This is a genomic window from Duganella fentianensis, from assembly GCF_964031615.1.
Lineage (GTDB): Bacteria > Pseudomonadota > Gammaproteobacteria > Burkholderiales > Burkholderiaceae_D > Rugamonas > Rugamonas fentianensis_A.
Map to the genome: position 1 here is coordinate 229,237 of NZ_CAXIQN010000019.1, position 20,580 is coordinate 249,816.

Annotated in this window: 20 protein-coding genes; 11 read left to right on the forward strand and 9 right to left on the reverse strand. The window is 60.0% G+C overall.

Translation table 11 applies throughout. The annotated features are described in order from the left end of the window. The first annotated feature begins 13 nt into the window (after window positions 1–13). The 8 genes from ABNT42_RS13685 (at window position 14) to ABNT42_RS13720 (ending at window position 8,560) form a co-directional block, all read left to right on the forward strand. Window positions 14–721, forward strand: a complete 708-nt coding sequence (locus tag ABNT42_RS13685; protein WP_348697804.1) for an FxDxF family PEP-CTERM protein — start codon at window positions 14–16, stop codon at window positions 719–721. Between the two features lie 145 nt (window positions 722–866). Continuing rightward, on the forward strand, window positions 867–2,132 hold the full coding sequence (locus ABNT42_RS13690; protein WP_348697806.1) for a lipoprotein-releasing ABC transporter permease subunit: 1,266 nt from the start codon (window positions 867–869) through the stop codon (window positions 2,130–2,132). Then, window positions 2,125–2,820 (forward strand): lipoprotein-releasing ABC transporter ATP-binding protein LolD, encoded by a 696-nt coding sequence (gene lolD, locus ABNT42_RS13695; protein WP_348697808.1) that lies wholly within the window; start codon window positions 2,125–2,127, stop codon window positions 2,818–2,820. Before ABNT42_RS13690 ends, lolD begins: the two co-directional genes overlap by 8 nt. Window positions 2,821–2,822: 2 nt before the next feature. Next, on the forward strand, window positions 2,823–3,614 hold the full coding sequence (locus ABNT42_RS13700; RefSeq protein ID WP_348697810.1) for a TatD family hydrolase: 792 nt from the start codon (window positions 2,823–2,825) through the stop codon (window positions 3,612–3,614). A gap of 506 nt (window positions 3,615–4,120) precedes the next feature. Then, entirely contained in the window at window positions 4,121–6,571 is a 2,451-nt protein-coding gene (locus ABNT42_RS13705) for a DNA internalization-related competence protein ComEC/Rec2 (protein WP_348697812.1), read from the forward strand. A gap of 76 nt (window positions 6,572–6,647) precedes the next feature. Further along, the gene (locus tag ABNT42_RS13710) at window positions 6,648–7,493 is read left to right on the forward strand and encodes an alpha/beta hydrolase (protein WP_348697813.1); all 846 of its coding nucleotides are present in this window, start codon (window positions 6,648–6,650) and stop codon (window positions 7,491–7,493) included. Window positions 7,494–7,548: 55 nt separating this feature from the next. Beyond that, window positions 7,549–8,115: a dCTP deaminase gene (gene dcd, locus ABNT42_RS13715; RefSeq protein WP_155434009.1), complete on the forward strand. Its 567-nt coding sequence runs from the start codon at window positions 7,549–7,551 to the stop codon at window positions 8,113–8,115. A gap of 94 nt (window positions 8,116–8,209) precedes the next feature. Next, on the forward strand, window positions 8,210–8,560 hold the full coding sequence (locus tag ABNT42_RS13720) for a FlxA-like family protein (RefSeq protein ID WP_348697815.1): 351 nt from the start codon (window positions 8,210–8,212) through the stop codon (window positions 8,558–8,560). Here the strand turns inward: ABNT42_RS13720 and ABNT42_RS13725 are convergent. Next, on the reverse strand, window positions 8,557–10,065 hold the full coding sequence (locus ABNT42_RS13725; protein ID WP_348697817.1) for an ATP-binding protein: 1,509 nt from the start codon (window positions 10,063–10,065) through the stop codon (window positions 8,557–8,559). The genes ABNT42_RS13720 and ABNT42_RS13725 overlap by 4 nt on opposite strands. 4 nt (window positions 10,066–10,069) lie before the next feature. After that, the gene (locus tag ABNT42_RS13730; protein WP_348697819.1) at window positions 10,070–10,762 is read right to left on the reverse strand and encodes a response regulator transcription factor; all 693 of its coding nucleotides are present in this window, start codon (window positions 10,760–10,762) and stop codon (window positions 10,070–10,072) included. 204 nt (window positions 10,763–10,966) lie between these two features. Here ABNT42_RS13730 and ABNT42_RS13735 point away from each other — a divergent pair, with 204 nt between their 5' ends. The 3 genes from ABNT42_RS13735 to ABNT42_RS13745 are packed head-to-tail and all read left to right on the forward strand — an operon-like array spanning window position 10,967 to window position 13,219. After that, entirely contained in the window at window positions 10,967–11,581 is a 615-nt protein-coding gene (locus ABNT42_RS13735) for a Spy/CpxP family protein refolding chaperone (RefSeq protein ID WP_348697821.1), read from the forward strand. Between the two features lie 27 nt (window positions 11,582–11,608). After that, window positions 11,609–12,298, forward strand: a complete 690-nt coding sequence (locus ABNT42_RS13740; protein WP_348697822.1) for a hypothetical protein — start codon at window positions 11,609–11,611, stop codon at window positions 12,296–12,298. Between the two features lie 12 nt (window positions 12,299–12,310). After that, entirely contained in the window at window positions 12,311–13,219 is a 909-nt protein-coding gene (locus tag ABNT42_RS13745; protein WP_348697823.1) for an intradiol ring-cleavage dioxygenase, read from the forward strand. Window positions 13,220–13,302: 83 nt separating this feature from the next. Here the strand turns inward: ABNT42_RS13745 and ABNT42_RS13750 are convergent, their stop codons facing one another. The 7 genes from ABNT42_RS13750 to ABNT42_RS13780 form a co-directional block, all read right to left on the reverse strand. Then, window positions 13,303–14,121, reverse strand: coding sequence for a hypothetical protein (locus ABNT42_RS13750; RefSeq protein ID WP_348697824.1), 819 nt, complete (start codon window positions 14,119–14,121; stop codon window positions 13,303–13,305). A gap of 191 nt (window positions 14,122–14,312) precedes the next feature. Further along, entirely contained in the window at window positions 14,313–14,975 is a 663-nt protein-coding gene (locus tag ABNT42_RS13755; protein ID WP_348697825.1) for a PEP-CTERM sorting domain-containing protein, read from the reverse strand. A gap of 228 nt (window positions 14,976–15,203) precedes the next feature. Beyond that, entirely contained in the window at window positions 15,204–17,456 is a 2,253-nt protein-coding gene (locus ABNT42_RS13760; RefSeq protein ID WP_348697827.1) for an arginine/lysine/ornithine decarboxylase, read from the reverse strand. A gap of 214 nt (window positions 17,457–17,670) precedes the next feature. Next, on the reverse strand, window positions 17,671–18,291 hold the full coding sequence (locus ABNT42_RS13765; protein ID WP_348697828.1) for a DUF4337 domain-containing protein: 621 nt from the start codon (window positions 18,289–18,291) through the stop codon (window positions 17,671–17,673). Window positions 18,292–18,308: 17 nt separating this feature from the next. Next, window positions 18,309–18,812 carry a dihydrofolate reductase gene (locus ABNT42_RS13770; protein ID WP_348697830.1) on the reverse strand — a complete coding sequence of 168 codons (504 nt, stop codon included), beginning with the start codon at window positions 18,810–18,812 and terminating at the stop codon, window positions 18,309–18,311. Window positions 18,813–18,853: 41 nt separating this feature from the next. Next, window positions 18,854–19,573, reverse strand: a complete 720-nt coding sequence (locus ABNT42_RS13775; RefSeq protein ID WP_348697832.1) for an alpha/beta hydrolase — start codon at window positions 19,571–19,573, stop codon at window positions 18,854–18,856. Further along, complete coding sequence (locus tag ABNT42_RS13780) at window positions 19,570–20,541, reverse strand: thymidylate synthase (protein WP_348697833.1); 972 nt, start codon at window positions 20,539–20,541, stop codon at window positions 19,570–19,572. Before ABNT42_RS13780 ends, ABNT42_RS13775 begins: the two co-directional genes overlap by 4 nt. Window positions 20,542–20,580: the final 39 nt, after the last annotated feature.

Here is a 20,580-nt window from a genome sequence, read left to right on the forward strand (position 1 = left end):
CTAAGATTACATTATGAAAACTACCTTCAACAAAGTAATGCAAGCCGCTGTAGCTGCAACCGCCCTGACTTTCGCCTCTGCAGGTCAGGCCGCTGATGTGTATACCCATGTCAGCACGCCAGAAGATGCAATCTATGTTGATTCGCACACCAGTGCCTTCTTCAAGGATGTGTCGATCGACGAAAACACGCTGCAAATCGGCGTATCTGTTTGGGAAATGTATAACGTAAACAATACGACCCAACGCTACTACGCATTCTGCGTGCAGCCGATGATCGATTTCAACACCAAAGCGACCTATACCGCTTCTTATAACTTCACCCCATCGAACGAGGTTCAACGTCTGTACGAATCGTCTTTCGCCGGTACCGTAGGTGATTCGGACAAGCAAATTGCTTTCCAATTGGCATTATGGGAACTGCAGAATGATGACAAGAACCTGACTACTGGCAATATGCGTTTCGCACTGAACGATCCGAATCCGCAAATTGCCCTCGCTGCGGCCATGCTGAATGCGGCGGAGAACCAGCCACTGACTACCAGCCACTACAACTATGTGGTGTTTAACGGTAGCTTCAATGGTAAGCAATCGCAGCAACTGCTGGGCGTGAACGCCATCGCCGCTGTGCCGGAAGCTGATACCTGGGCCATGATGGCGGTTGGTCTGGGCCTGGTCGGTCTGGTTGGCCGCCGCAAGCAGAAGAACGAAAAATTCGCTTAATTCCTTAGGAATTCAAGCCTGACCGCGCCGTCGCAGGAGTCCTGCACGGCGCGGTTTTTTATTGTTCCTAATTAAGCAGTCTCCCGCTTAGGGGCCAATGTGTGGCACACTTCGGGCTCGTCTATGCAAACCTTCACCATAGCCCATGAGTTTTATGCAGAATCTGCCCTTTGAATGGCTAGTCGGCCTGCGTTATACGCGCGCCGGCAAGCGCAGCGGGCGCAATAGTTTTATCTCGTTTATTTCGCTGATCTCCATGGCCGGCATCGGCCTCGGCGTGGCCGCCCTGATCGTCGTGCTGTCCGTGATGAACGGCTTCCAGAAAGAAGTGACCGACCGCATGCTGTCGGTGCTGGCCCACGTGGAAGTGTTCGATGCCCGTGGCGCCATGCCGGACTGGCATGCGGCTGCCGCCGAAGCGCGCCGTCATCCGGCCGTGATCGGTGCCGCGCCATTCGCGGAGACCCAGGGCATGCTGGTGCGCGACGACGTGCTGCGGCCTGCCATCATCCGCGGCGTACTGCCGGAGCAGGAACCGAATGTGTCGGATGTTGCCAAGCAGACCCGCCGCGGCAGTTTCAATGCACTGCAGCCCGGTAGTTACAACATCGTGCTGGGGATAGAGCTGGCGCGCGCACTGCGTGTCAATCTGGGCGAAAAGGTGACGCTGGCGCTGGCACAGGGACAGCCTACGCCGGCGGGGGTACTGCCGCGCGTGCGTACTTTTACCGTGGTGGGTATCTTCGAGGCCGGCCACAATGAATTCGACTCGGCGCTGGCTTTCGTTCACCTGACGGACGCCGAGAAGTTGCTGCGCCTCGATGCCCCGGCAGGCCTGCGCCTGCGGCTGGTGGACATGCATCAGGCACCGCAAGTGGCACAGGAACTCAAGAACAGCATGTCCGGCGATCTGATCATGCGTGACTGGTCCAAGCTTAACGCTAACTGGTTTGCCGCAGTACAGACGGAAAAACGCATGATGTTTATCATTCTGACCTTGATCATCGCCGTTGCCGCCTTCAATCTGGTGTCCACGCTAGTGATGACGGTGACCGACAAGCAGGCCGACATCGCCATCCTGCGCACACTGGGCGCTACGCCCCGTTCCATCATGAAGATCTTCATGATACAGGGCGCGCTGGTGGGCATACTGGGCACCCTGATCGGCGTGGGGCTGGGCGTGCTGGTGGCCCTCAACATCGACGTGATCGTACCGTTTATCGAGCATTTACTGGGAGTGCAGTTCTTGTCCAAGGATATCTATTACATCAGTACGGTGCCGTCCGATCTGCGCTGGCCCGATGTCTTCAAGATCGGCGGGGTCGCCGTGCTGCTGGCGTTTGTGGCTACGCTGTACCCGAGCTGGTGGGCAGCCCGTGTCAAACCTGCGGAGGCGCTGCGTTATGAGTAATCAGGAAGCACTGGTACTGTCCTGCCGCAATCTGGGCAAGACCTTCACGCAGGGCAGCTATTCCGTACAGGTGCTGAGCGGCATCGATCTGGATGTGCGGCGTGGCGAGCGCGTGGCCATCGTCGGCGCCTCCGGGTCTGGCAAGTCCACCTTGCTGCACCTGCTGGGCGGGCTGGATACGCCCTCGCGCGGCAGCGTTACGCTGCAAGGCAAGGACTTTGCCAGCCTGAGTGAAAGCGTGCGTGGTGAACTGCGCAATGCAGCGCTGGGCTTTGTCTACCAGTTTCACCATCTGCTACCCGAATTCAGTGCGCTCGACAATGTGGCCATGCCGCTGATGATACGTCGCATGCCTAGAGCGCAGGCTAGCAGTGCGGCGCAGGACATCCTCACGCGGGTGAATCTGGCCAAGCGGGTCAGCCACGTGCCGGGCGAACTGTCGGGTGGCGAGCGCCAGCGGGTAGCACTGGCGCGCGCGCTGGTAACCCAGCCAGCCTGCGTGCTTGCGGATGAACCGACCGGCAATCTGGATCAGGCCACAGCCCAGCAGATTTTTGATCTGATGCTGGAACTGTCGCGTACGCTCGGCACGGCGTTCGTCATCGTTACCCACGATCTGGAACTGGCGCGCCGTTGCGACCGCGTGCTGCGCCTGACCGATAACGGTCTGCAGCCTTATCAGGATTAGCCATGTGGATCGATACCCACTGCCATCTGGATGCGCACGAGTTTGCCGGAGATGGCGTGGGGCAGGCTGTGCTGGCGCGCCAGCAGGGCGTGACGATGATTGTGATTCCCGCCGTCGAGGCCGCCAACTTCGCCACCGTGGCCACGCTGGCTGGCGCAGCCGGTAATGCCAGTTATGCGCTAGGCATCCATCCCATCTATGTGCCTCATGCCACGGAGGATGATCTGCTGATCTTGCGCCGGCAGGTGGCCGCAGCCATGGCCGATCCCCGCTTCGTAGCGCTAGGTGAAATCGGTCTGGATTTCTTCATTCCCATGCTGACCGAACCTGCCATGCGCGAGAAGCAGATTCACTTCCTGCGCGAGCAACTGAAGATCGCGCGTGAATTCGAACTACCCGTGCTACTGCATGTACGCCGCTCGCAGGATGTGGTGCTCAAGCATGTGCGCCAGATCCGGCCGGCAGGCGGTATCTCCCATGCGTTCAATGGCAGTATGCAGCAGGCGCAGGCGTACATCGATGCCGGTTTCAAGCTGGGCTTCGGTGGCGCCATGACGTACACCCGTGCCTTGCAGATCCGCCGGCTGGCCACGGAGTTGCCGCTCTCGGCTATCGTGCTGGAAACGGACGCGCCGGACATCGCCCCTAGCTGGATACATCCGGGCCGCAATAGTCCGGATCAACTGCCCCGTATCGGCGCCGAACTGGCACAGTTAAGAGGACTGAGTGTACAGGAGGTGGCGCAGGCCACCAGCGCCAACGCGCGCGCTGTGCTGGGGCGGCTGCCCGTTTGATCCAGTTCAAGCTGGCAGCAAGTGCCAGCGCACGGCAGGTTTTGCGGCAGCGTGCACGCGCATAATCAGCCTATCTGCTGTGCCAACCCGGAACGGAGCTGCCGCCATGTACCCAGCCAGATTGCTGTGCTTACGCGCCTTATTATTCTGCTTGGGATTGCCTGCCATGGCGCAGACCAGTCAGGTGATCGAGCGCGAAGTTGATGTGCCGCGCTGTAGCCAGTCTGCCGCCAAGATGGTGTTTTCCGCGCTCAAATGCAAATCGGCTAATCGCTCTAGCGGGGCGGGGCGGGCCGATCCGCGCCGGTATCAGCGGCTCGCCACTGGAGGAAGTGGCGCGCGATCTGCTGGTGCGTGCCAGTTCCTTCATTACCACGACGCTGGCGGCGAGCAATATCACCGCGCACGTTGCCGTACAGGCCAGTAATGTCGCGCCGCGCTAGCCCCGGCATGGCAGTCTGTAGCTCGGCCGGGTAGCCGCACCGGCTGGGGGCGCGGAGACTATCATGCGGCTGTTCTGTATCGGTTTTGTCGCCGGTGCGGCCTTGCTGCAACAGCAGTCCGCTTTGCCCACGTGGAGCGACCTGTTGCTTACTGCCAGCGCCGGCAGCCTGACCGTTCTGTTGTGGCGTTGGCAGTTTTCGCCTGCGCGATATGCAGTCATGCGACAACTATTGACAGCGCTGGCGAGCGTGATTACGGGCTACTGCTGGGCAGCGTTACTCGCCCATCAGGCGCTGCAGCCCTTTCTGCATGGGGCGGATGAGGGGCGTGATCTGCGCGTTAGCGGTGTCGTCGAGAGCTTGCCTTATCCTTCCGGCGCGGGGCAGCGCTTCAATTTTCATATCGAGCAGGTGCTGTCGCCTACGGCCGCCGAACTGCCCGCGCGAATTGCATTAGGCTGGTATGCCGGCAACGCTCAGCAGGGCGGGGTGCCCTTGCTGCGTGCAGGCCAGCGTTGGCAGCTTACCGTGCGTCTGCAACGGCCGCATGGCAATGCCAATCCCTATGGCTTTGACTATGAAGTCTGGCTACTGGAACAGGGAATCCGGGCCACGGGTTATGTGCGCGCAACGGACACGGCTGTGCTAATCGATAGCTTGGTGCCTTGCGGCGGATGTGTCGTCGACGCGCTGCGCGGCGCTGTCCGTAGCCGGATCGAAGCTGCACTGGCTGGGCGGCGCTATAGTGCGGTGATGGTGGCACTGGTGGTAGGCGATCAGCACGGCATACGTCCGTCTGACTGGCTGGTGTTCACCCGCACAGGCGTGAGTCACCTGATCTCGATTTCCGGTCTGCACGTTACCATGGTCGCCGGATTGGCAGCCATGCTGGCAAGTCAACTGTGGCGTCGCTCATTCTTCACGGCGGCGCAACTGCCGCTTATTCTACCGGCCCGTAGGGTGGCGGCGCTGGTCGGCGCCTTGGCCGCATGGGCGTATGTGCTACTGGCAGGTTACGGCGTTCCTGCCCAGCGTACCTTGTACATGCTGCTGGTGGTTGCACTGGCAATCTGGCAGGGGCGCATCACCCGCTTCAGTCATGTGCTGGCGGCTGCCTTGTTTCTGGTAGTGCTGCTTGATCCGTGGGCGGTGATCTGGCCCGGTTTCTGGCTGTCGTTTGGCGCGGTCGCGGTGCTGGTGTATGCGGGCAGCGGGCGGCTGCGCCAGCGCGCAGCGCGCAGCAGCAGTGCTGGGACGTCGCGCGCGGCCCTGCAACAGTCTGGCAGCATAGTGCGACGCTGGTACCGACTGCTGGCCGAAGCCGCGCTGGCGCAATATGCCGTCACGATAGGGCTGGTGCCGCTGACCGTGCTGCTATTCGCCCAGATTTCGCTGGTGACACCGCTGGCCAATGCGCTTGCCATACCGCTGGTGAGCATCATCATAGCCCCGCTAGCCTTGCTGGCCAGCGTGATGCCACAGCCCGTATCCACAGCGTTGCTCGAACTGGCGCACGCGCTATTTGGCTGGCTAGCCGATGTGCTGATATGGTTGTCGCGCCAGCCGCAGTCAGTGTGGCGTGCGCCCATGCCAGCACCATTATTATTCTGCTGGGCCACGCTGGGAACACTGTGGTTGCTGGCGCCCCGCGGCTGGCCAGTGCGCTGGCTAGGCCTCGCTAGTTGGTTGCCTTTGCTGTTTGCACCATCCAGTGCCCCTAGGCGGGCCGCCATGCAAGTGACGTTTTTTGACGTAGGGCAGGGTATGGCGGTACTGGTGGAAACGCAGCACCACCGCCTGCTGTACGATGCCGGTCCCGCCTACGGTAGCGTCGCTAATGCCGGCAACCGGATTATCCTGCCTTATCTGCAAGCGCGCGGTATCGCCACGCTGGATCGCTTGATGATTAGCCACAGTGACACGGATCATGCGGGAGGGGCACTGGCCTTGCTTGCTGCGATGCCGGAGCTGGCACTGTGGTCGTCCTTGCCGCCGTGGCATGCGGTGCGGCGTGCAGCGCGCACGGCGGTGGCATGTCAGGCGGGTCAGCAATGGGACTGGGACGGTGTGCATTTCGAAATGCTTGCCCCGCCTGCGGGCAGCTACGGCCAGCCGGGACTGAAGCCGAATGCTCTTTCTTGCAGCCTGAAGATTAGTACGCTGGCCGGAACGCTGTTGCTGGTCGGTGATATCGAAGCGGCACAGGAACTGGCGATGCTGGGCAGCTATGGCCAGCAGCTGCGCGCCAGTGTCCTGCTGGCGCCCCATCATGGCAGTAAGACTTCATCCGGCGTTGCCTTCCTGCAGGCGGTGCAGCCCCGTCACGCGATCTTCCAGCTTGGTTATCGCAACCGCTATCACCATCCTCATCCTGCTGTGTGGGAGCGCTACGGGGGATTAGGGATAACACGCTGGCGCACTGATCTCACGGGGGCGATAGAACTGCGCTTTGATGACGAAATCCAGCTAACGGCCTATCGACAGCGTCATGCCCGCTACTGGTATGGCCGCTAAATTAGAGCATTTTGCCCAAGTTCTGGCAGCAGACTGCCATTACAATCGTTCGAAAACAACGATAGGGAGACTGCTTGTGAGTAAGCCCAAGCTGCATTTTGCGCACGCCAACAGCTATCCGGCTGGCGTGTACCGGCAATTTTTTGCTGCGCTGGAACAAGATTTCGAAATACAGGCGCTGGATATGCATGGCCATCACAGTGATTATCCCGTCAGCGATGGCTGGCCCAAACTGGTGGATGAATACATCAGCGAGCTGCAGGCGCGCTATACCGAGCCGGTGATACTGGTCGGGCATTCGCTGGGCGGCATGCTGAGCCTGATGGTGGCCCGTGCGCGGCCAGATCTGGTGCGCTGTGTGGTCATGCTCGATGCGCCGGTAGTGGCAGGCTGGCGTGCACTGTTCTGGCGCCTGATCAAGCTGAGTGGCAACGCGTTCCGCGTGCCACCAGCGAAAAACTCTATCCGTCGGCGCAATGTGTGGCCAAACGCTCAGGCCGCTTATCAGCATTTTGCCAGCAAGGATATCTTCGCCGCATGGGCACCGGGTGTGCTGCACGATTACATTAGCAGTGGCCTCAAACCCCACCCCGAGGGCGTGCAATTGCGCTTCACCCGTGAAGTGGAGACCAGCATTTACGCCAGCCTGCCACACCACCTGTCGCGGTTAGTGAAGCGGCCTTTTCCCACGCCAATAGGTTTCATTGGCGGTACCGATTCATGGGAAACCAGCCAGTCCGGCCATGCCCATACGCAGGCGCTGGTGGGCCAGCATTTCCGCATCATTCAAGGTGGCCATCTGTTTCCTATGGAAGCGCCCGAACTGGCCGCGCAGGAAACCCGCGCCATGATCATCAATTTGCTGGCCGTAGCGGGTAAAGAATCAGGGAAAAAACTGCCTCAGAGCAGGGCTTTCGCGTAAAATCTCGGGCATCCGGCGCGCCAGCGCCGCCCTTGAACTTGAGGATAGCCTTGCGATGACGATTAAAAGCGATAAATGGATACGCCGGATGGCGGAGCAGCACGGGATGATCGAGCCTTTCTTCCCCGATCAGGTACGTCAGGAGGAAGGCCGCAAGGTGATTTCCTACGGTACTTCGTCGTACGGCTACGATATCCGTTGCGCTGATGAATTCAAGGTATTTACCAACATCAACAGCACCATCGTCGATCCGAAGAACTTCGATTCGAACTCCTTCGTGGATGTCAAAAGCGACGTCTGCATTATTCCGCCGAATTCGTTCGCGCTGGCCCGCACCATGGAATATTTCCGTATTCCCCGCGGTGTGTTGACGGTCTGCCTGGGCAAGTCCACCTATGCCCGCTGCGGCATCATCGTCAACGTCACACCGTTCGAACCGGAGTGGGAAGGCTATGTGACGCTGGAATTTTCCAACACCACCCCGCTGCCCGCCAAGATTTACGCTGGCGAAGGCTGCGCTCAGGTGCTGTTCTTCGAGAGCGACGAAATCTGCGAAGTGTCCTACAAGGACCGCAACGGCAAGTATCAGGGCCAGCACGGTGTAACGCTGCCCAAGGCGTAAGCACGGGCTTTACCCATCTTTACACTGTGCAGGCTGTGTCCTGCACCAACGTCGCCGTTAATGAGATTAATGGTCACGTTTTAGGGAGGTAAAGATGGTTAGCGCAGTAGGTTCCAGTACGTCGGCAAGTGCCGCCAGCAGTAGTTCGGAAAGCAGCAGCGCCATTGCAGCTCTGCAGAAGCAGTTGCAGAGTCTGCAAAAAGATCTGGTCGAAGCGAATAAGGATACGTCCGAGTCCGGCAAACAGAAAGCCCAGTTGATCGAGGCGCAGGTACAGGCCATACAGGCCCAGATCGCTGCGCTGCAGGCGGCAGCGGCCCAGAAGGCAGCCCAGCAGGCCAGTCAGCAAGGCAGTGCCCAACAGTCCTCGGACAGTAGTGCTACGACGGCCAGCAGCGATAAACGCTATGACACGCTCGGTAGTGTGATCGATACGACGGCCTAGCGCTTGATCGGTAGACGCAGTTCCACACAGAGGCCACCACCATCGCGGTTGGTGGCTTTTATTTTTCCACCATGCGCTTCGACCACATGGCGTGCAATCGCCAGACCTAGTCCGTGACCTTCTATGCCGGCATTACTGGAGCGGAAGAAGGGCTGGAAGATGGTGTCGAGGTCTTGCTCGGCCACACCGGGGCCACGGTCAAGTACGCGCAACACCAGCCAGCGGCCGTGGCTAGTTTCGGCCTGCAGTTCCACCATGCCATGATCCGGGCTGTGCTTGATGGCGTTGCGTACCACGTTTTCGATCGCGCGCGCGAGCAGTTCTGCCTGACCCACGACGATTACATCGGTATCGCCTTGCAGTGAGACTTCGCGCTTGACGCTGCGTGCTTCGAAGGCGGCGTCGTCGGTAATCTGTTCCAGCAGTTCGGCCATGCCGACTTCTTCCTGACTGGTCCGGATGGCACCCGCTTCCAGTCGTGACAGCGTCAACAGTTCTCCCACCAGCTTGTCCATGCGCACGCTTTCCAGTTCGATGCGCTGCATCGAGGCCGCCATTTTTTCCGGTTGCTGGTGCGCCAGTCCGATCGCTGCCTGCAGGCGCGCGAGCGGCGAGCGTAATTCGTGCGAGACATCGTGCAGCAAGCGGGTCTGGCCATCGATCAGGGCGCGCAGACGGGCTGTCATACGATCGAAGTCGCGCCCCAGATCGTTGAGTTCGGCGCTACCGGTGCCGCTGCCGAAGCGTGGCGCCAGATCGCCTTCGGCGGCCGCATCGAAAGCCTGCCGCAGGGCCCGTATCGGGCGGGAAAAATACCATGCAAGGATGAAGGAGAACAGCAGGCTGGCCAGGGTGGCAGCGGCTAGCGGTATCCACGGCGTCATGGGGCCACGGTGTGGGCCGCCACGGCCGCCGTAGCCGTCACGCGGAGGTGGCTGGCGTGACGGATCGTTATTCGCATCCCTATCGTCGCCCCGACCGTATCCCCTTTCGGCTCCTCGTTCTGGGTCCATGCCACGTGACTCCGGAGCGGGGCGGCGCCCCGGCAATTCCAGCAGTTTGGGCTCGGTCAGGCTTTTGAGTATCGGGCGGTCGAGGTTGAAGCCATGGGCGGGCAGGAATAGCAGATATTGCTTGCCATCGGCGCCCCGTAACTGGCGTAGACCGCGCTGGCGTTCGTCGCGCTGGAGCAGGGCGCGCGCTTCGGCCACCGTTGCGGGGTTGAACGTGCGCCCCAGCAGTTCCTGATTCTGTTCATCAATGGCGTACACCTGATAGCGTCCGCTGGATGCCAGCATGCGCCGCAGGGCGGCGCTGCCGCCGAACTCGAGTGTGCTGGCGGCGGCATTGATGGCCATTTCTGCCGGCGGACTGGTATCGACATTGCGTAGCTGGTTTTCCGACTGGGCACGGCTGCGCAGCCAGACCGCGCCGCCGATGCCGATAGTGGCCGTGATCTGGGCCAGCAGTATGCAGACGAAGAACTTCCAGAACAATCGACCCACGGGCTTATTCCTTGATCAGCTGATAGCCGAGCCGATACACCGTCTGCAGGCAGGAGCGGCCATCGGCAATGGTGCCCAGTTTGTGGCGCAGGCTGCTCAGGTGGACATCGATATTGCGGTCGAAACGGGCCAGCGGACGGCCCAGCCCCTGTTCCGACAGGGTGTTCTTGCTGACCGGCTTACCGGCATTACGTGCCAGCACTTCCAGCAGATTGAATTCGGTGCTGGTCAGTTCCAGCTTGCTGCCGGCCCACGCGGCACGGCGCTGTTCCGGCCACATGGTTAGCTGGCCGACGGTCAAGGTTGCCGGCATGCCATTATCCAGGGGGGCGCTTTGCGCCCGGCGCAGGATGGCACGTATGCGCGCTGTTAATTCACGCGGAGTGCAGGGCTTGGTCACGTAATCGTCGGCGCCCAGTTCCAGTCCGACGATGCGGTCGGTGTCGTCGCCGCGCGCTGTCAGCATGAGTATCGGCAACTGGCTGTTGGTGCGGATGCGGCGCAGCGTTTCCAGTCCGTTCATGCGCGGCATCATCACGTCGAGCACGGCAATGGCGTAGCTACCCGTGGCGGCTTCGGCTGTGCCGGCCTCGCCATCGTGCACCGCTTTGACGTCGAAACCTTCCTGTTCCAGATATTCCTGAAACATGCTTACCAGTTCGACGTCATCGTCTATTAGCAGAACCTTGCTCTTCATTGCGACCCAAATGTGATGTGAATAGACCGATGATAGCAGTACGCGTGGGCGCGTAGGCGGGCGCATGCAAGCTTTTACCCGCTTTTACAAAGTGTTTCCGCACATCAATTCGCTGGCTTTACACCGATTTACCTATGCCTAACGTTGCTTTACAAACAGCACAACGACAATGGCGCTTCTTACTACCAGACGAGGATTGCAACGATGAAGATCAAGAATGCCAGCGCATACCCATTCCTGCTGGCGGGCTTGCTGGCCCTGCCGCTAATGCCTGCAGCTGCCATGGCGGCGCCCGCGGAACTGGAAGTGGATGCGACGGCTGGCCATCCAGCGATGCCGCCGGGCGGCCCGGGTCCGCTCGCTGGCCCTGGCCGTGCCGAACCCGCTGAACCGCGTGCCGTTGCGTATCACCACCGTGCCGAAGGCCCTGGCCCGCAGGGTGGCGACGGGCCTGCACATAGCCATCCGCCCATGCCCGGCGGGATGGGAATGGGCATGCAGCGTCCACCCATGCTGCATGGGGTTGATCTGAGCGAAGCGCAGCAGGACAAAGTATTTGCCATTTTGCATGCCGAAGCGCCTTATGTGCGCGATCAGGCCAAGCTGGCAGACAAGGCTGGCGAGGCTTTGCGTGCCATGGGCCTTGCCGCGCAATACGATGATGCCAAAGCTGCAGCGCTAGCGAAAGAAGCGGCAACGGCCATGGCAAGTATCGCTTTGCAACGTGTGCGCACCGAGCAGAAGCTGCTGGCGATACTGACGCCGGAACAGCGCAAAAAACTGGCCGAGCGTGCAGTGCCACCTCAGCGTCGTCCTTGAACCGCAGCCTATTTTCGGGAGTGAATGATGTCCATCAATGCACTGAGCAGCACCAGTACTAGCCAGTTAAGTTTCCTCAGCCGCACGAGCAACAGTTCGACCAGCGGCACCGAAGGCATGCGTGGCGCACCGCCACCCAAGCCACCTGAAGGCGGCGGCTTTGCCTCGGCCATAGCCGATGCGCTGAAGTCTATCGGTATCGACGAATCCAGCCTGTCCGGCACTAGCGCCAGTACTAGCACCAGTACTAGCAGCAGCGCCGACAGCACTGATAGCACCAGCACAGAAAGCGTAGCCGATGCACTGGGCAGCTTCCTGCAGAGCCTGATGGGTGCGCTGCATGCAGAAAGCAGCAGCACTGCCGCTAGCGAGCCACCGCCTTACGGCGACGGGCAGGGCGGCGGTCCCGGCGGACCTGGCCGCATGGAATCCGACTTGCAGAGTCTGCTCTCCAAGCTCAGTTCCGGTGACAGCAGCACGGACAGCGCGGATAGCAGCGACGCCGTGAGCGAGCTGGAAGCGAGCTTTGCCAGTCTGCTCGACAAGCTGGGCGTGGCCACCACGGCTAGCTCTGTCAGCGGCGATAGCAACACTGATAGCACCAGCAGCACCAGCAGCACAGACAGCAGCGCCAAACTGGCTGCCTTCCTGCAGGCGCTGGCCAGCAAAGTCGAGAACCATGGCAGTAGCGGCAATCTCGTTAACACCACCGTTTAAACAGGATAACCCATGAAATCACACGACCATGCACACGGCCACAGTCTGGCCGAAGATCTGGCAACCATGCTCGAAGCAGGCAGTGGCCGGCGCCAGACCCTGCGCTGGCTGCTCGCCGGCGCCGGCGTAGCGGCCTTGCCGCTGGCCGGATGTGGCGGCGGTAGCAGCACGGAGACGAGTACTGCCAGTACCTCCACCGGCACTGCTTCGACGGGCACCACCACCGGCACGACCACCACGACACCCGGCACCAGCACCACGCCGACCAACGGCTCCTGCAGCGTGATACCGGAGGAAACCGGCGGTCCGTATCCGGGCGACGGCACCAATAGCAATAGTAGCGGCGTGGTCAATGTGCTGACCCAGCTGGGGGTGGTGCGTAGCGATATCCGCAGTAGCTTTAATGGCATGACGGGAACGGCAGCCGGGGTGCCACTGACCATCAAGCTGCAGATCGTCAATGCTAACGGCAGTTGTGCCGCACTGGCCGACTGCGCCGTCTACCTGTGGCACTGCGATCGCGATGGCAACTACTCGCTGTATTCGAACGGCGTCACGTCGCAGAACTATCTGCGTGGCGTGCAGGCCGCGGATGCTAGCGGCAGCCTGACCTTCCAGACCATCTTCCCCGGCTGCTATTCGGGCCGTATGCCGCATGTGCACTTCGAGGTCTATCCGTCGCTGGCCAAGAGTACCAGTGCCGCCAATCGCATCAAGACTTCCCAGTTCACTTTCCCGATGGCGACGCTCAACGAGGTCTACGCCACCAGCGGTTACAGCACCAGCGTGCGCAATCTGGCGCAGATCAGCTATGCCACCGACAATATCTTTAGCGATGGCTATGCGCTACAGATGTCCAGCGTGACGGGCAATCCCACCGATGGTTACGTGGCCACACTGACCCTAGCCGTGGCAGCCTGACAAAGCGAGGCAGGCGGCGCATAGTGTTGCGCGGCCTGCCTCTGTGTTGCACTGCTGGCGGCTTGCGCCGCTGCGCCTGCTGCTTACAGCAGTGCTTCGATGGTGGCGTTCAGTTGGGTTTTGAGACCGACCAGATCCACCGTGCTGCCGCTGCCATGCGCCACTTCCGTGTAGATGCCATCGCCGTTGCCGTCATGGTAGAGCTCGTAGCTGGTGTTGTTGCCGCGTGTCTGGACTTCCAGCACATAGCCCGCTTCCAGTTGTTTGTAGGTGGTGTTGCTGCCTACCGTCAACGTGCTGGTGCTGCCGTCGAATTTCACCTGTTGCACCTGGGTTACAGAACCGCTGGCATCGATGGTGAACTTGGTGCGGTCGCAGCCTTCCACATCCAGCACAGTGGTGGCTGTTCCGGCCTGCACAAAGCTGCGCGCATCGGAGGCAATCACATACTGGCCTGCCGTGCTGCCGGCAACATAGGTGATGGTCTCGATCACATTGTCATGGACGCTGGTTTCAACAATCTTGCCATCCGCCCCCACCACAAACTTGCTGGTCGAGCTGATGGGCTCGTTATGGCTGCGGCTACCAACTACGTGCTGGACTGCCGTTACCACGCCGTTGCTGATGGTAAAGGTGTAGGCGCCGGCATTGCTGCTGGAGGTGTTAAAGCTCTGCACATCCGAAGTCAGATGGTACAGGGTGCTATCGCTGGCATCCTGGGTGAATTGCAGGGTTTCCGTGCCCTTGGTGTTGGTGCGGGTTTCGGTGATCGTGCTGCCGCTGATGCTGAAGGTGGCATCGGTGGGCAGGCGCAGGGTGCTGGTATGCGTGCCATCGACGCGGGACATGGCGGTGACAGCGCCATTCGTGATGACGAACTTGAAACCTTCTGTGGTACTCATGGCGGAACTCCTCTTGTGGTGGACAAAACACTAGGCTAGAGGAGGTGCGCGTTGCTGTCTATTCGGGTGGGTGTAAAGGTTGGGGGCGAAATTATTTCAAACTGTAACAGCTGACTTCGGAACATGGACACCGGCCAGACCAAAAAAAAAGCCGCCCTGCTGTTGCGGGGCGGCGTCTTGCTGAAAGCAGCTTAGGCGGCTTGCTTGCCTTTACGGCGGCGCGCTACGGCACCCACCATGGCCAGACCAGCCATCAGCATGGCATAGGTTTCAGGTTCCGGTACGGCGGCGGTGACGCTGACGTTGTCCAGGAACAGTGAGGAATCGCTTGCGCCGGAATTGTTGACGCCCTTGAATTGCAGGATGTGGTTGCTGCCGGTCAGGCCGCTGACGGTATAGCTGTAGCTGCTGACGGCGCTGCTGGCCGGGGTCAGCAAGCCGCCGCTCAGTACCTGGCCATCCAGCGTTACTTGCAGGCTCTCGCGGTTGCCCGGACGCTGGGCCAGATCGAAAGTCACGATGTACGAGCTGGCGTTCGAACTAAAACTCTGGCTAACGGTCGGCGTGTTCGAGGTGAAGCCGCTGTAGCTTTGGATGAAGGCAACGGAATCGATGCTCGCCAGACCACCCCAGGCACCTGCGTGGTTGGCAACCCCCGAAGCGTCGGTAAAGGTCCATGGCGAGCCTTTGCCGGTCATCGTGCCGTGGAAGCCGTTGGCATAGTTGTAGTTGTTATAGGCTGCACCGATATTGAAGCCACCATCGCTGATCAAATTGACAGCTGCAGCATGCGCCTGGGCGCCTACCAGTGCGGTTGCGATAGCAATGATGCGGGCGATATGTTTGATCTGCATAGTGGCTTTCCTGTAAAGAGTTTTAAGATGTTTATAAGAATACACTAACAGTTGCAAAATGCAATCATAATTTGCATTTGGGTACTATTTATTTTCAAGGAGACATGTTTGCAACACAAATAAAAAGGCCCGGCCGAGCGACAGAGGGAAGTTTTTACCCTTGTCGCTCGGCCGGGCCTGAGCGGCGAGCTACCAGACTAGCCTGATAGGCAGGCGCTTTCTGGCGTCCTATTGTTTAACGCAGTCGACGAAGTAGCCGCGCTTGCCGTCCACTTCGCGCTTGACCAGACCGTGTACGTCCGTCTCGAAGCCGGGGAAGCGCTCGTTGAAGTCGCGTGCAAAGCGCAGGTAATCAACGATGGTTTTGTTGAAGCGCTCGCCCGGAATCAGCAGAGGAATGCCCGGTGGATAAGGCGTCAGCAGGATGGAGGTGATACGGCCTTCCAGTTCGTCGATCGCTACGCGCTCGATTTCGCGGTGCGCCATCTTGGCGAAGGCCTCCGATGGCTTCATGGCCGGAATCATGTCCGACAGGTACATTTCGGTCGTCAGGCGGGCCACATCGTAAGCCTTGTAGAAATCGTGGATCTGCTGGCACAGGTCGCGCAGGCCCATTTTTTCGTAGGTCGGATTGGCTGCCGCGAATTCCGGCAGAATGCGCCACATCGGCTGGTTCTTGTCGTAATCGTCCTTGAACTGCTGCAGTGCCGTCAGCAGGGTGTTCCAGCGGCCTTTGGTAATGCCGATGGTGAACATGATGAAGAACGAGTACAGGCCGCACTTCTCGATGATCACGCCGTGCTCGGCCAGATACTTGGTCACGATGGACGCAGGAATACCCGTTTCGTCGAACTGGCCGTCCAGCGACAGGCCCGGATTAACGATGGTAGCCTTGATCGGGTCCAGCATGTTGAAGCCCGGTGCTAGCTTGCCGAAACCGTGCCAGTCGTCTTCTGCGCGGATGATCCAGTCTTCGCGCGAGCCGATGCCGTCTTCCGAGAATTCGTCCGGACCCCAGACCTTGAACCACCAGTCTTTGCCCCATTCCTGATCGATCTTCTTCATGGCGCGGCGGAAGTCCAGTGCTTCGAGGATGGATTCTTCCACCAGCGAGGTGCCACCCGGTGCTTCCATCATGGCGGCCGCCACGTCGCACGAAGCAATAATCGAGTATTGCGGCGAGGTGGAGGTGTGCATCAGATAGGCTTCGTTGAAGGCGTCACGATCGAGCTTGACGGATTCCGACTCGCGCACCAGCACCTGCGAAGCCTGCGACAGGCCGGCCAGCAGTTTGTGGGTGGACTGAGTCGAGAAGATCATCGATTCCTTGGCGCGCGGACGGTCTTTGCCGATGGCGTGCATGTCTTTGTAGAAATCGTGGAAGGTGGCGTGCGGCAGCCATGCTTCGTCGAAGTGCAGGGTATCGATCTTGCCATCCAGCAGTTCGCGCAGGGTTTCCACGTTGTACAGTACGCCGTCGTAGGTGGACTGGGTGATGGTCAGGATGCGCGGCTTCTTGTTCACGGCTTCACGGGCGAACGGATTGGCTTCGATCTTGCGCTGGATGCTCTCCATCGAGAACTCTTCCAGCGGGATAGGGCCGATGATGCCTAGATGGTTACGGGTAGGCATCAGGAACACGGGAATTGCGCCGCACATGATGATCGAGTGCAGAATCGATTTGTGGCAGTTACGGTCCACCACGACGATATCGCCCGGCGCGACCGTCGAGTGCCATACCATCTTGTTCGAGGTGGAGGTACCGTTGGTAACGAAATAGCAATGGTCGGCATTGAAGATGCGCGCAGCATTGCGTTCCGATTTGGCGACCGGACCCGTGTGGTCGAGTAGCTGGCCCAGTTCTTCCACCGCGTTGCAGACGTCGGCGCGCAGCATGTTCTCGCCAAAGAACTGGTGGAACATCTGGCCGATAGGTGATTTCAGGAATGCCACGCCACCCGAGTGGCCGGGGCAGTGCCACGAGTAGGAGCCGTCGTTAGCGTAGTCCACCAGTGCGCTGAAGAAGGGCGGCGCCAGACCGTCCAGATAGGACTTGGCTTCGCGGATGATGTGACGGGCCACAAACTCCGGGGTATCTTCGAACATGTGGATGAAGCCATGCAGTTCGCGCAGGATATCGTTAGGGATGTGGCGCGAGGTGCGGGTTTCACCGTACAGGTAGATCGGAATGTCGGCGTTCTTGTAGCGGATTTCTTCGACGAAGGCGCGCAGCGATTTCAGCGCGTGATCGGTTTCTTCGGCCGAGCCGGAACCGAATTCTTCATCGTCGATGGACAGCACGAAGGCCGACGCGCGCGACTGCTGCTGAGCGAACTGGGACAGATCGCCGTAGCTGGTAACGCCCACCACTTCCATGCCTTCTTTTTCCATCGCATCGGCGAGGGCGCGTATGCCTAAGCCGGACGTGTTCTCGGAACGGAAATCCTCGTCAATGATGACGATGGGGAAACGAAATTTCATACATGTCTCCAAAAAAGCAAGCCGCCCCTGACGCAAAAGTTGAGGGGCGGACTAGGGTGCGACAGCGGGTGGGCGGTCGCGCAAAAAAAATAAGAACGGGATTCTCGCAGAAATGGGGCCACTGCGGGAAAAAACATCACTCAAATCGGTAAAAAATAGCGGGACTGCTCTAAAACCGGTGGCCAACGGCCACCGTACAGCGATTCGATCACACTTAGTGGCCTGCAGCAGCGCCACCGAGCTTGGCCAGCAACTGGCCGATCGGGTCTACGTGCAGCCATGCGAAGGCGCCCAGCGCAATGCCCACGCCAGCCACGCCATAGGCCAGACCCATCATCCACTTCTTGCGGGTCAGCAGGGTAATTGCCGCCAGCGAAATGGCAATCTGCTCGGCCGTGGTGGCCAGCGCCCACTGGTGGTGCTGGTGCATGGCTTCATCCGACTTGTGGTTCCACTCTTTTGACGAGTCTTCCCACTTTTCTGCTTCCTTCTTGATGTCTTCTTTTTCGTGCTTGTAGCGGGCCACTTCGGCTTCGTACTTTTTCGGATCGACACCGGGCAGCGTCATGGCCAGTTCGGCCAGATTCTGCTTGCTCGACTTGGCCTGATAGTAGTTCCAGCTATTGGCGGCCTGGGTCTTGTCGATGGCGGCATTGTTCTTGTACAGGGCTGCATCGTTCTGGGTAGCACCGCCGAGATAGCCGAACAGTGCGCCTACGGTGGCCAGTATCGCCGTCATGACGGCAATGTTGTTGGAAAAGTCATCGCTACCATGGGCAGCGTGTTCTACCGCGTGGTCGTGCGGGCCGTGAACGTGAAAACCGTGACCGGACATATTGTGTTGCCTTTAGATTAATTGGAGTTGGTAATGTCTGCTTTGCGGCGCAGTGTAACAAAAGCGTATGACAGTTTCATGTTATCCGAAACGTGTTGTTCCCGATCCGTCTCCTGCCACACACTGGCATCGGGTGCGGGGAAGAAAGCGTCGCAATCGAAGGTCGCGGCGATTTCCGTGATAATCAGGCGGCTAGCCAGCGGCAGGGTCTGGCGGTAGATCTCGGCGCCGCCGATCACAAAGCCTTCCGCGCCGTCCAGCAGGGCGATGGCCTGTTCCACCGAAGTCACCACTTCCACACCCTCATGCTGCCACGCGGCGTTGCGGGTAATGACGATGTTGCGCCGGTTAGGCAGGGGGCGGCCGATGGAATCGAACGTCTTGCGGCCCATGATGATGGGGTGACCGCTGGTGGTGCGCTTGAAGTGCGCAAGATCTTCCGGCAGCTTCCACGGCAGAGTGTTGTTAATGCCGATGCCGCGCTGGGCGTCGGTGGCGACGATGATGGTTAATTGGCTCATGGCGTGTGGTGCAATAGTGAGGCGATATTATCGTCGAAATTTCAGGCTGCGGGCACTGCGCTGGCGGCCAGCTCGGCATGGAACTGATGCAGATCGCTGCTGACGGCGCCAGCAACTTCCAGCGGCAGCATGTGGCCCGTCCCCCCATGCATAGACAGGCGTGCAGCGGGCAGGCGCTGCTGCATTTCGATCAGGTCGGCTGGGGGCACCAACTGGTCCTGTTCGGCGCCTATCAGCAGCACGGGGCAGCGCAGTTCGGACAGCCGTTCCATCAGGTCGGGGCGTTGCATCGATGCCGTGAACTGGGCCAGCAGCACGTCCTTGCCGAGATCGAGCGCCATTTGCTGGATGATGGCAACCGTATCGGCGTCGTCGAGGTGGTCGGGGTGGAGAATCTCGCGCAGGCGCACGCGGGTAATGCCCGTATAGGGATTACGCTGCAGGGTAGGGATGATGCGTTGGCGCGTCTGGATCTCGCTGGCACTCAGGCCACGGGCAGAGTTAGCGATCAGCACCAGCGATTGCACCCGTTCAGGGTGCTGCAATGCATATTCAATGGCCAGATAGGCCCCCAGCGAAAATCCCACCAGATGGGCATACGGCGCGCTGTGCTGGGCAATCAGCGCATGCATCTGCTGGCGCGTGCTGGCCTCGTACAGGGGGACATGGTGGCAGTCGTACTGCCCGTCCAGTTGTGGCAGGACGCGGGACCACATTCTGGCATCGCACAGCGTGCCGGGAATGAAGTCCAGTCGCGTCATACTGCCATCGGCGCCGTGATGGGCGCGTGGTGCTGATAGCCTTCCAGCGTGAAGTCGCCCGGCTCCACCAGTTCCAGCCACTCTGGCTGGTATTTGCCGGTGACGGCGAAATCCGGTACGCGGTCGCTGATGCGGAGTTGCGGCGCCGGGAAAGGCGTGCGGCTCAGCTGCTCCGTCACCATCTCCATATGGTTCTCGTAGATGTGGGCATCGCCGATGAAGTAGCTGAACCAGCGCGGCTGGTAGCCCGTCAGACGGCCCACCAGATGCATCAGCGCTGCCCCTTCGGCCAGATTGAACGGTGTGCCGAGGCCGAGGTCATTGCTGCGCACGTACAAACACATATTCAGTTCGCGCGTGGTGGGATTCGGGATGAACTGGTACAGCAGGTGGCAGGCGGGCAGCGCTACAGAGTCCAGCACGGCCGGATTCCAGCCATGGAACAGGATGCGGCGGCTGGACGGATTGTTGACGATGGTGTCCAGACATTCGCGCAACTGGTCGATGGATTTATGCAGCAGCACTTTGGCGACGCCGCCATCATCGAACTGGGAAATCAGGCGGAAGCCGTTGTTCTGGGCGTCGGCGATCTGGGCCGGCTGATCCAGATCGATCAGCTTGAAGCCGGGCCACTGGCGCCACTGAACGCCGTAGACGGGACCCAGATCGTCTTCGCCCAGACGGTAGGGGTTGGCCAGCCACTGCTGGTTTTCATTGGCATTCTGGTCCCACACCTTGCAGCCCAGCGCGCGGAAATCGGCCGCGCTGCGCGAAGCGCGCAGGAAGGCGCACAGTTCACCCACTACGGATTTGAAGGCCAGCTTCTTGGTGGTTACGGCGGGGAAGCCCTGCTGCAGGTCGAAGCGCATCATGGCGCCCGGTACGCTCAAGGTACGGATGCCAGTGCGGTTGTCTTGCCAGCTACCCGTGTCGATCACGGTCTGGATCAGTTCCTGATATTGCTGCATTCATTGCTCCAAAAAACAGACGGCTCGCCGGAGCCGGAA

Coding starts and splice junctions, on each gene's coding strand:
- ABNT42_RS13685 (WP_348697804.1), top strand. CDS start 14: ATGAAAACTACCTTCAACAAAGTAATGCAAGCCGCTGTAGCTGCAACC.
- dcd (WP_155434009.1), top strand. CDS start 7,549: ATGACGATTAAAAGCGATAAATGGATACGCCGGATGGCGGAGCAGCAC.
- ABNT42_RS13745 (WP_348697823.1), top strand. CDS start 12,311: ATGAAATCACACGACCATGCACACGGCCACAGTCTGGCCGAAGATCTG.
- ABNT42_RS13780 (WP_348697833.1), bottom strand. CDS start 20,541: ATGCAGCAATATCAGGAACTGATCCAGACCGTGATCGACACGGGTAGC.
- ABNT42_RS13720 (WP_348697815.1), top strand. CDS start 8,210: ATGGTTAGCGCAGTAGGTTCCAGTACGTCGGCAAGTGCCGCCAGCAGT.
- ABNT42_RS13730 (WP_348697819.1), bottom strand. CDS start 10,762: ATGAAGAGCAAGGTTCTGCTAATAGACGATGACGTCGAACTGGTAAGC.
- lolD (WP_348697808.1), top strand. CDS start 2,125: ATGAGTAATCAGGAAGCACTGGTACTGTCCTGCCGCAATCTGGGCAAG.
- ABNT42_RS13690 (WP_348697806.1), top strand. CDS start 867: ATGAGTTTTATGCAGAATCTGCCCTTTGAATGGCTAGTCGGCCTGCGT.
- ABNT42_RS13755 (WP_348697825.1), bottom strand. CDS start 14,975: ATGCAGATCAAACATATCGCCCGCATCATTGCTATCGCAACCGCACTG.
- ABNT42_RS13735 (WP_348697821.1), top strand. CDS start 10,967: ATGAAGATCAAGAATGCCAGCGCATACCCATTCCTGCTGGCGGGCTTG.
- ABNT42_RS13775 (WP_348697832.1), bottom strand. CDS start 19,573: ATGACGCGACTGGACTTCATTCCCGGCACGCTGTGCGATGCCAGAATG.
- ABNT42_RS13765 (WP_348697828.1), bottom strand. CDS start 18,291: ATGTCCGGTCACGGTTTTCACGTTCACGGCCCGCACGACCACGCGGTA.
- ABNT42_RS13760 (WP_348697827.1), bottom strand. CDS start 17,456: ATGAAATTTCGTTTCCCCATCGTCATCATTGACGAGGATTTCCGTTCC.
- ABNT42_RS13740 (WP_348697822.1), top strand. CDS start 11,609: ATGTCCATCAATGCACTGAGCAGCACCAGTACTAGCCAGTTAAGTTTC.
- ABNT42_RS13750 (WP_348697824.1), bottom strand. CDS start 14,121: ATGAGTACCACAGAAGGTTTCAAGTTCGTCATCACGAATGGCGCTGTC.
- ABNT42_RS13770 (WP_348697830.1), bottom strand. CDS start 18,812: ATGAGCCAATTAACCATCATCGTCGCCACCGACGCCCAGCGCGGCATC.
- ABNT42_RS13700 (WP_348697810.1), top strand. CDS start 2,823: ATGTGGATCGATACCCACTGCCATCTGGATGCGCACGAGTTTGCCGGA.
- ABNT42_RS13705 (WP_348697812.1), top strand. CDS start 4,121: ATGCGGCTGTTCTGTATCGGTTTTGTCGCCGGTGCGGCCTTGCTGCAA.